Genomic DNA, 5,627 nt, shown 5'->3' with positions numbered 1-5,627 from the left:
CCCCCCCCCCCCCCCCCCCCCCCCCCCCCCCCCCCCCAAGCCGGCTCCTACAAGGGGAGGTGTTTACAGTTCGCGCACTACCCGAAACCCAATCCAATCCCCCCGCGTCTGCGGGTAGATGTTGTTGCGGTTGCCCGAACGCGAGAAAACCGGCGCCTCGCCCCAGTCGTTGCCACGGATGATGTAGAGCTCACAGTTCTGCTCCGTCCAGGCACTGCCATCGGTTGGCGCGCCGACATAATTCGCGTGGTAGCAGTCGGCAACCCGCTCATACACGTTGCCATGCATGTCGTACATGCCAAAGGCATTCGGCGGGTAGCTGCCCACGGGGGATGAGTAGCTATAGCCGTCCGCCGGCCCATAGGTGTTGGCGTGTTCGGCGATGCTATAGCCCTTGCCCGCATCAAACGGGAAGGGGAATGGCCCCTTGGTACCGGCGCGTGCGGCGTATTCGCGCTGGGCTTCGCTGACCATCTGGTACTTTTGCCCGGTCTTCTTCGACAGCCAGGCCACGTAGTTCTTTATGTCGTCCATGTCCATGCACACCGCCGGCTGGCGCGGCCCCTGGGGGTAGCGCGGCTTGCTGGCGATGCATTCGCGGCCCGGGCGCGTGTCGCCATCGGCGATCTTGACCCCGGTCTGGCGCACATAGCTGTCCCATTCGCCTGCGGTGACGTGGAAGCGGCTCATGGCAAACGGCTTGGCGAAGGTCACTTCGTGCATCGGACCTTCGTCGGGCTCGCGGCCGACTTCATCTTCCGGGGTGCCCATGGTGAAGGTGCCGGCAGGCAGCACCACCATTTCCGGGCAGTCCTTGCAGTCCTTGAACACTTTGCCCGGCTGCGGGGTGGCGGCCTGGGCCAGGCCGGGCAACAGCGCGCCACACAAGGCGGTCAGCGCCAGGGCCGTGAGGGGTTTGAGTCGGGATGGAATCATGTGGGCATCTCGTTCAAAGGGAAGGGGAGGTCACGACACTTGGCTCAGCAAGGTCATGAAGCGCTGGATCTCATCCGAGTTGTTCAGCAGGCCGGGGGCGGTACGGATCACCGGGCCGACATCGCGACTCACGGCGTCGATCACCACACGGTTTTTCATCATGTGCTCCACCACGGCGTCGCTGTCCTGGCCCTTGACCCGGAAGAACGTAAAGCCGGCCGATAACTCGGGGCTACGCGGGGTGACCAGCTCGATGTTCGGCCGCGCCAGCAACTCGCTCTTGAGTTCAGTGTTGAGTTCATGGATGCGTGCCTGCACCTGCGGCTTGCCCAATTGCAGGTGCAGCTTGAAAGCCTCGTCCGCCGCCCAGCGGTGCTCGAACGCGTGGTAGCCACCCGGGGTCATGGTGGTGGCGAAGTTGGTGTCCTCGGAGAAGGTCGGCACCATCGGCGTGACGTACTTGTTCTCGCTGTCACGGGCGCAGACCAGGCCGGTGCCGCGTGGGCCGAACATCCATTTGTGGGTGCCGGCAATAAAGAAGTCGCAGTGCATGTCCGGGAAATCGAGGTTTTCCACGCCGAAACCATGCACGCCATCGACCACATAGAGGATGCGGTCCTTGTCGTCGCGATTGCGGTTGAGTGCCTGCACCAGCTTGCCGATCTCGCCGATCGGCAGCTTTACGCCGCTGCCGGACTGCACCCAGGTCATGCCCAGCACCCGGGTATTGGGGCGGATGCTGCGCTGGATAGTGCCCAGCACTTCATCGGCGGACATGTGTTGGGTGTCTTCGAACAGCGTGATCCGGCGCACCTGTGTGCCTTCCTTGGCCACACGAAAATCCAGCACGTTCTGGGTGGCGTAGTGCTCGTGAACCGTGGTGAGGATTTCCTGGTCGGGGCGCACTTTGATCCCGCCATAAATCATCGCCAGGCCTTCGGAGGTGCTGCCAGTGAGGGCGATCTGAGCAGGCTTGGCGTTCAGGTAGCGACCTGCCCATTCACGCACCTGGCCTTCGCGTTTCCAGGTTTCTTCCAGGCCCCAATCCATCGCCAGCCCAGGGTTGCGGTCGATTTGCAGGCGATAGCGCTCGATGGCCTCACGCACTGGCTTGGGGTGCGAGGCCACCAGGAAGTTGGAGAAATGCAGGTAGCTCGGGTCCTGGTTGAACAGTTGCTTGAGCCCCGTCCATGGGGAGCTTGCTGCCAGGCTCGGCGCGGCGGCCAATGCCTGTGGGAGCAGCGGCAGGCTGGCGGCAAATACGCCGGCCTGCTTGAGAAATGTACGGCGGTCGGTCATGGACTCACTTCATGGGTGATTAGCGATTGGCCAAGGGTTTGGCGGCTTTTTGTACCTGGTCCCACACCCGCAGGAAGTTGCCTCCCCACAGCTTGGCGATGTCCGCTTCGGAGTAGCCGCGCTGGATCAGTTCGGCGGTGACGTTGCGCACCTCGCCGACGTTCTCCCAGCCCTGGATGCCGCCGCCGTCGTTGAAGTCCGACGCGATGCCGACATGATCGATGCCGATCTTGCGCACGGTGTAGTCGATGGCATCGCCCCAGTCCTTGAGGGTGGCCTTGGGTTCCTCTTCCAGAATGCCGTACAGGCCCTGGGCATACTGGCCGAACTTCTGCTCCGGCCAGGCCGCGATGATTGCGTCGCCGGGCATCAGGGCCATGGCCAGGTTGGGCAGGGGAGGCAGGTCAAACCGTGCGCGCAGGGCATTGAGCTTGTCCTGGGTCGGCTGGCTCAGCGGGCGCAGGTAGGCCGGGAAGCCCACGACCTGCACCACGCCGCCGCTGTTCTTGATCAGCTGCAACTCTTTGTCGCTGAGGTTGCGCGGAATATCCACCGACGCACGCGGCGCCGAGTGTGAGGCGATCATCGGCGTGCGGCTCAACTGCGCCACTTGCTCCAGCGCCTTGGTCGACATCTGCGACACATCAATGATCACGCCCAGGTCGTTCAGGCGGTGCACCGCTTGCTTGCCGATCTCCGACAGGCCTTCAAGGGCGTCGGTGGAGTCATTGAAGAACGGCAGCGGGCGCGACGAATCGGACCACGCGTTATTGCCGATATAGCTGAAGCCGAACATGCGCATGCCGCGCGCCGTCCACAGGTCCAGTTGGTTCAGGTCATTTCCCAACGGGTAGGCGTTGAGCATGCTGATAAAGATCGCGAACTTGCCCTCGCCATGCAGGCGACGGAAATCATCCGGCGTATAGGCAATGCCGACCTGGTTGGGGAAGTCGCGCACCATGCCGGAGATGATTTTGTAGCGCACCTCCTGCTCGTGGCGGGCCTCCTCGACAAAACCGTCGGTGGGCTTGTGCGGGGCATTGGGGCCGTTCCAGATCTCCGGCCAGCCGAAGATCGTCAGGGCGGCGCCCGACAAGCGCCCGCGTGCCGCCTTGGCCAGGTCGAACTGACCGTTGCCGTCCTTGTCGGCCTCGTTGTCGGCGGTGCCGAAATCCAGGGGCACGGTGATGTGGCTGTCGAATGACAGCAGCCGGTCCTGCATTTCATTGGCCTGCTTGATCACCGCCAGCGGGTAGCCGGCATTGCCACGGAACCAGTGGTCCCAGGCCAGGAAGCCTGCGCCGGCACCGATGGCCAATGCCAGTGGCAGGCCGATGTACAGCGCCTTTTTCGAACGTGGTTTTGTCATTGCCATCTCAGTCAGTTGAGGCCTTTGCTATCAGGGAAGAACGAGCGATGGCGGGGGAAATTTAGGTGGCGGCGCCACGCCGGTAAATTTCCCGTGGCTGCAAACGTTCTAGCTCTGATTAAGCCGTTTCCTAAGGTAGACAATGACGATCTCTCGACGTGGGTTCATCGCAGGCCTGGCGCTGACCGGCGCTGCCGTGCCGGCGGCCCTTTATGCCCATCGCGAGCTGACGCGTGAAGAATTCCCGATCACCCCTGGCGAGGCCACGGTGGACCTGGCCGATACCGACGGCCAGCACCTGGCGAACACCCTGCGCGGCGTCTGGAGCCTGCGCCTGGAAGGGCATGACGCCGGGCTCAAGGGGCTGCCGTTGGAAGGCCTGGAGCTGCTGCTCGACATCGCCCCCCGTGGCCGTGGCCTGCGGGGCTACCTGGACACAGCCGCCAACCTGCGCGCCGAAGGCGAGCCGCGTTACCGCGTGCTGGGTGACCTGCTGACCGGCGACGGCGCCGTGCTGTATTGGCGGCTGATCGACCGTGACGCTGTCGGTGGCGAGCCGGCCTATGAATTCAAGATGACCCTCGACGAAGTCTGGAGCGGGTTTGGCAATGCCGGCAGCGGCACCCTCAGCGGGCAGATCCTCAGCCTTGATCGCCCGCTGGCCATGACCGAGCGTGACAACCGCTTCATCGCCCACAAACAACTGTTCCCCGAAGCCCGCGAGCGGATCGGCCTCAATTCGACCCTGCTGGCCTGGCTGATCGCCCCCGAACATCGCCTGTTCCACCAGCTGTGGCACGCCACCCGCGACCAATGGCACAAGCTGTCCGAAGACAAACGGGAAGCCCTGCGCGGCATCGGCTGGCAGCCCGGGCCGCGCGGCCAGGAGCGCGACGCACGGGGCAAGCGCAAGGACCGCAACGGCTCGGGCATCGACTTCTTCTTCATGCACCGCCACATGCTCGGTACGGCGCGCTCCATGCAGGACCTGCCGTCGTGGCCGCAATTCCCTGAGCCCCAGCCGGCGCTGGAACGTGACCGCCTGGGCTTCGTGCGCTACTTCGACAACAGCGACGGCTTTGCCTTGCCGCCCACCTGGTCGGCGCCAAACGACGCGGACTACACGCAATGGGTCAGCGATATCAAGGCCGCCGAGACCTACCACAGCAATTTCCAGGTGTGGGAATCCCAATACCGCGACCCGCGCTACCTGGCCAAGCTGACCCTGGGTCAGTTGGGGTCGGAGATGGAGCTGGGCCTGCACGACTGGTTGCACATGCGCTGGGCCTCCGTGCCCCGTGACCCGTCCAACGGCGGCCCGGTGCCGTTTGCCCGCGACCCCGCCGACTTTGCCGCCCGCTGGTACGCGGCCGAGAACGACTTCCTCGGCGACCCGTTTTCCTCCCACGTAAACCCGGTGTTCTGGCACTTCCACGGCTGGATCGACGACCGTGTCGAAGACTGGTTCCGTGCCCATGAGCGCTTCAACCCGGGCGAGGTCAGACGGCTGGAGGTCAACGGCGTGGCGTGGTTCGCCCCGGGCCGTTGGGTGGAAGTGGCAGACCCCTGGCTGGGCCCGGACACCCACGGCTGCAGCACCACGCCCGGGTTGCAGGTGGGCAAGTCGATGGAGATGGACCCGGAGGTCATGAAGCTGGCTCTGCGCATTACCTTTGGCGCGGATGAAGACGTGCTCAAGGGCTTGTTCAAGCGCGTGCCGAAACGGCCGTGGTACGCACGCAACTTGAAGCTCAAGTGAATCATTCGATCGCTCTCACGCTTCATCGTGGGGGCGCTCAAAAAAACCTGAATTTAAATTGAACCCGCTCTGATCCGCGCTTGTCCCCGCTTCCCATGTCACCCCCCGCGCTGCAAATCCCTTAATTTCCCAACCCTGTCGGAAGCCCCTCCAGGCCCCCGGCTGCGCCCGCATTTTTTACCGGGCAACCAGCACACCCCGATCCAAGCGGCAGCTGAAAACGGACTTTCTCCTCAACCGTGACTTATCAGGCAGGTTACCCCC

Annotated in this window: 4 protein-coding genes; 1 reads left to right on the top strand and 3 read right to left on the bottom strand. The window is 63.8% G+C overall.

The annotated features are described in order from the left end of the window. Window positions 1-63 precede the first annotated feature (63 nt). Genes pvdO through pvdM form a run of 3 tightly spaced genes read right to left on the bottom strand, consistent with a single transcriptional unit; the run spans window position 64 to window position 3,604 of the window. Entirely contained in the window at window positions 64-936 is an 873-nt protein-coding gene (pvdO, locus tag AC07OV_RS27680) for a dihydropyoverdine dehydrogenase (protein WP_176999110.1), read from the bottom strand. Between the two features lie 30 nt (window positions 937-966). After that, the gene (pvdN, locus tag AC07OV_RS27675) at window positions 967-2,235 is read right to left on the bottom strand and encodes a pyoverdine-tailoring periplasmic protein PvdN (RefSeq protein WP_495093395.1); all 1,269 of its coding nucleotides are present in this window, start codon (window positions 2,233-2,235) and stop codon (window positions 967-969) included. 19 nt (window positions 2,236-2,254) lie between these two features. After that, entirely contained in the window at window positions 2,255-3,604 is a 1,350-nt protein-coding gene (gene pvdM / locus AC07OV_RS27670) for a pyoverdine-tailoring dipeptidase-like protein PvdM (RefSeq protein WP_176999112.1), read from the bottom strand. A 142-nt stretch (window positions 3,605-3,746) separates the two neighbouring features. Between pvdM and pvdP the strand changes: the two genes are divergently transcribed. Beyond that, window positions 3,747-5,363, top strand: a complete 1,617-nt coding sequence (gene pvdP / locus AC07OV_RS27665) for a pyoverdine maturation tyrosinase PvdP (protein WP_495093394.1) — start codon at window positions 3,747-3,749, stop codon at window positions 5,361-5,363. The last annotated feature ends 264 nt before the right edge of the window (window positions 5,364-5,627 follow it).

The sequence above is a fragment of the Pseudomonas sp. GW821-FHT09A09 genome, assembly GCF_059418405.1.
Note: the sequence above shows the minus strand (reverse complement) of the source record. Positions and strands in the feature narration are given on the sequence as shown.